The 3,157-nt window shown below is 61.4% G+C and carries 2 protein-coding genes; both read left to right on the top strand.

Going from position 1 to position 3,157, the window contains the following annotated elements:
- Positions 1 to 608 precede the first annotated feature (608 nt).
- Positions 609 to 2,780 (top strand): hydantoinase/oxoprolinase family protein, encoded by a 2,172-nt coding sequence (locus WBC85_RS08715; protein ID WP_424435410.1) that lies wholly within the window; start codon positions 609 to 611, stop codon positions 2,778 to 2,780.
- On the top strand, positions 2,777 to 3,157 hold a 381-nt coding region (locus WBC85_RS08720), incomplete at its 3' end, for a hydantoinase B/oxoprolinase family protein (protein ID WP_424435413.1). The genes WBC85_RS08715 and WBC85_RS08720, both read left to right, overlap by 4 nt.

Genomic DNA, 3,157 nt, shown 5'->3' on the forward strand with positions numbered 1-3,157 from the left:
GCTCCAAAAACAGCTTGTTTCGAGACATATAAAGAACAACCGACCTTTCATCTGACCTCCTATGAGCAGACGTTTGTTCAATCCGCAGCATCGATCACATTGGGCTCAGTCGTTGAATCCGCCGCTACTTGCCGGAATGCCGGCTGCCAGACAACAAACGGCACACGATGATCTCGATAATTCGGGAAACCCGTGTCGTTGCAGAAGTTTGTTCGGAAAGTACGGGACCTTGGCGAAAGGCCGGTCTCATAGCGCGACAGCATCGCGGGTCTCTGCGGCACCGCAAGGCAGCTGTGAGCCCATTGTGACAAATGCTGCAGCTTGCCAGAAGGTGTGAAATCCCGGTGAATTCGGGCATTAGTCATGGGAACAATTCCTGAAAAACGAACACCGAAATGTGAGTAGATTGCTGCCATCTGAAAGCAACACTGTGATCGCGAGTGCCTGCTGGACAGGTTCACATTTCTGTTGACAGCCTGTCCTGTGCTCGGGCAGCATTTCTGAAGTTGGAAAGAGCGAGAGCGGCCAAATATGGCGCAATGCATGATGGAAAACCTGGGGCGTCGGGCAACCGGCTGTGATCTCGTCGTATGACGTGAAGCCGGGTTTTGCCGCTTCAGTCGTTGCTGGAGCGGGTGTCTGCATCTCATCTGACTTTCCTGCTTTTCTGGATTCTCTACATGCACAACAGGAACGATTTACGCCTTGCTGTCGATATTGGCGGTACCTTCACCGATACGGTCCTGGTTGATGGGCAGGGGCATATCCTTGCCACCACCAAAACACCGACCACTCCGGAAAACCCGACCCTTGGGGCGCTTGCGGGGGCCGAACATGTGTTGGCCGCGACAGGTGCAGACTGGTCGCAGATCGCCGGCTTCATCCATGGCACGACACTGGCCACCAATGCTCTGATCGAGCGCCGCGGGGCTGTCGTGGCCACGGTGACGAGCGAGGGGTTTCGCGATATTCTCGAGATCGCCTATGAGCGCCGCTACAGCCAGTATGAGATCAATCTCGTCAAACCCGATCTGATCGTTTCGCGCGGGCGCGCCTTTACCATCGGCGGGCGGATGGATGCGCGCGGGCAGGAGCTGCAACCGCTTGATGAGGAGACGGTTCGACGGTTGACCGGAGAGCTTGCGGCCTGTGGCGCCGAGGCCGTAGCAATCTGCCTGATGCATGCCTATGCCAACCCGGCACATGAACTGAGATTGCGCGATCTTCTGCTGGCGGCAATGCCCGGTCTGGTGATTTCGCTATCGCATGAGGTCAGCCCCGAGGCGCGTGAGTTCGACCGGCTCTCGACCACCATCGCCAACGCCTATATCCAGCCTCAGATGGCCAGTTACCTGATCGATTTTCAGGCGCGATTCAGCGACGAAGGCCTGACCTGCCCGATCCTGATGATGACTGCGGGCGGGGGCATGACAACAATGGAAACTGCCGCACGCCTGCCGATACGGCTGGTGGAATCCGGCCCTGCCGGGGGTGCCATTCTGGCCGCGCGCATCGCTGCCGAGACCGGCGAGCGCGAGGTGTTGAGTTTCGATATGGGCGGCACCACGGCCAAGCTGTGTCTGATCGACCGGTATCGCCCGCAGACCGCACGCAAGTTCGAAATCGCGCGCGCGGCGCGGTTCATCAAGGGCTCTGGCATGCCGGTGCGCATCCCGGTGATCGAGATGATCGAGATCGGCGCGGGCGGCGGGTCGATCGCGCATGTGGACCGGTTGGGCCGCCTGCAGGTCGGACCAGAGAGCGCGGGGTCCGAACCCGGACCGGCCGCCTTTGCCAAGGGCGGAACCGAGCCGACGGTGACCGATGCCGACGTGATGCAGGGGCTGATCGAACCCGGGCGCTTTGCCGAAGGGCGGCTCAGGATCGACATGGATGCGGCGAAAAGGGCGCTTGCCTCGGGCGTTGGGCAGGAGCTGAAGCTTGACGCCGCACAGGCCGCCCATGGGGTCAGCGAGATCGTGGATGAGAACATGGCCGCCGCAGGGCGAATGCATGCTGTGGAATCGGGCAAGGATCTGGGCACACGGCTGATGATCGCCTTTGGCGGCAATGGCCCGCTGCATGCCACCCGGGTGGCGCGGCGTGCGCAGGTTGACCGCATTCTGATCCCGCGCGACCCTGGGGTCGGCTCGGCGGTGGGGTTCCTGTTCGCACCGGTCTCGTTCGAGATCATCCGCTCGCGCTATGGCACGCTTGAGGCGCTTGATTTGGATGGTCTCAACGCCTTTTTTGACGCAATGATCGTCGAGGCCGAGGCCGTGGTGAGGGCAGGCATGCCCGAGGGCAATCTGACCCGGCGACGGCAGGCTTTCATGCGCTATCACGGGCAGGGGCACGAGATTGAAATCCTGCTGCCTGACCGGGCTTTGGAAGAGGCAGATTTTCCCGCCCTGCGCCGGGCCTTCGAGGAGGAATACAGCCGCCAGTTCAGCCGCGCTGTGCCGGGCATGAAGATCGAGATCCTGAACTGGGCGCTTGAGGTCGCCTCCGAGCCGCCCGCGCTGGAGCATTACGCCAAAACCCGCGTGAAACAGCCTGCGCAACCGTCCGGGCAGCGGCGCATCCTGTGCGATGTCACCGGTGAATGGCGCGAGGCGGAAATCCATGATCGCGGGGTTCTCACACCCGGCGACCATCTTGACGGCCCCGCCCTGATCATCGAGCCGCAAACCACCACATTCGTCAGCGCCGATTTCTCGGCCCATGTGGATGGCGGCAGCAACATCTGGCTCACACGCAACCGGGAGGGCGACCAATGAGCACCACCGACACCCGCCTGCAGGTCATGTGGAACCGGCTTCTGGCCGTGGTCGAGGAACAGGGTCAGGCGCTGATCCGCGCTGCCTTTTCCCCCATCGTACGCGAATGCGGGGACATTTCCGCCGGCATCTTTGATTTGCAGGGTCGGATGCTGGCCCAGGCCGTGACCGGCACGCCGGGCCATATCAACACCATGGCCGAGGCGGTAAAGACCCTGCGCGGCCGCTTTCAGCTTCAGGACATGAAGCCCGGCGACATTTACCTCACTAACGATCCATGGATCGCCTCGGGGCATCTGAACGATTTCCTGCTGATGATGCCGGTGTTTCACAAGGGCCATGTGGTCGGCTTCACCTCCTGCACCTCGCACCTGGTT

It is taken from the genome of Planktotalea sp., from assembly GCF_049680325.1.
Classification (GTDB): Bacteria; Pseudomonadota; Alphaproteobacteria; order Rhodobacterales; family Rhodobacteraceae; genus Planktotalea.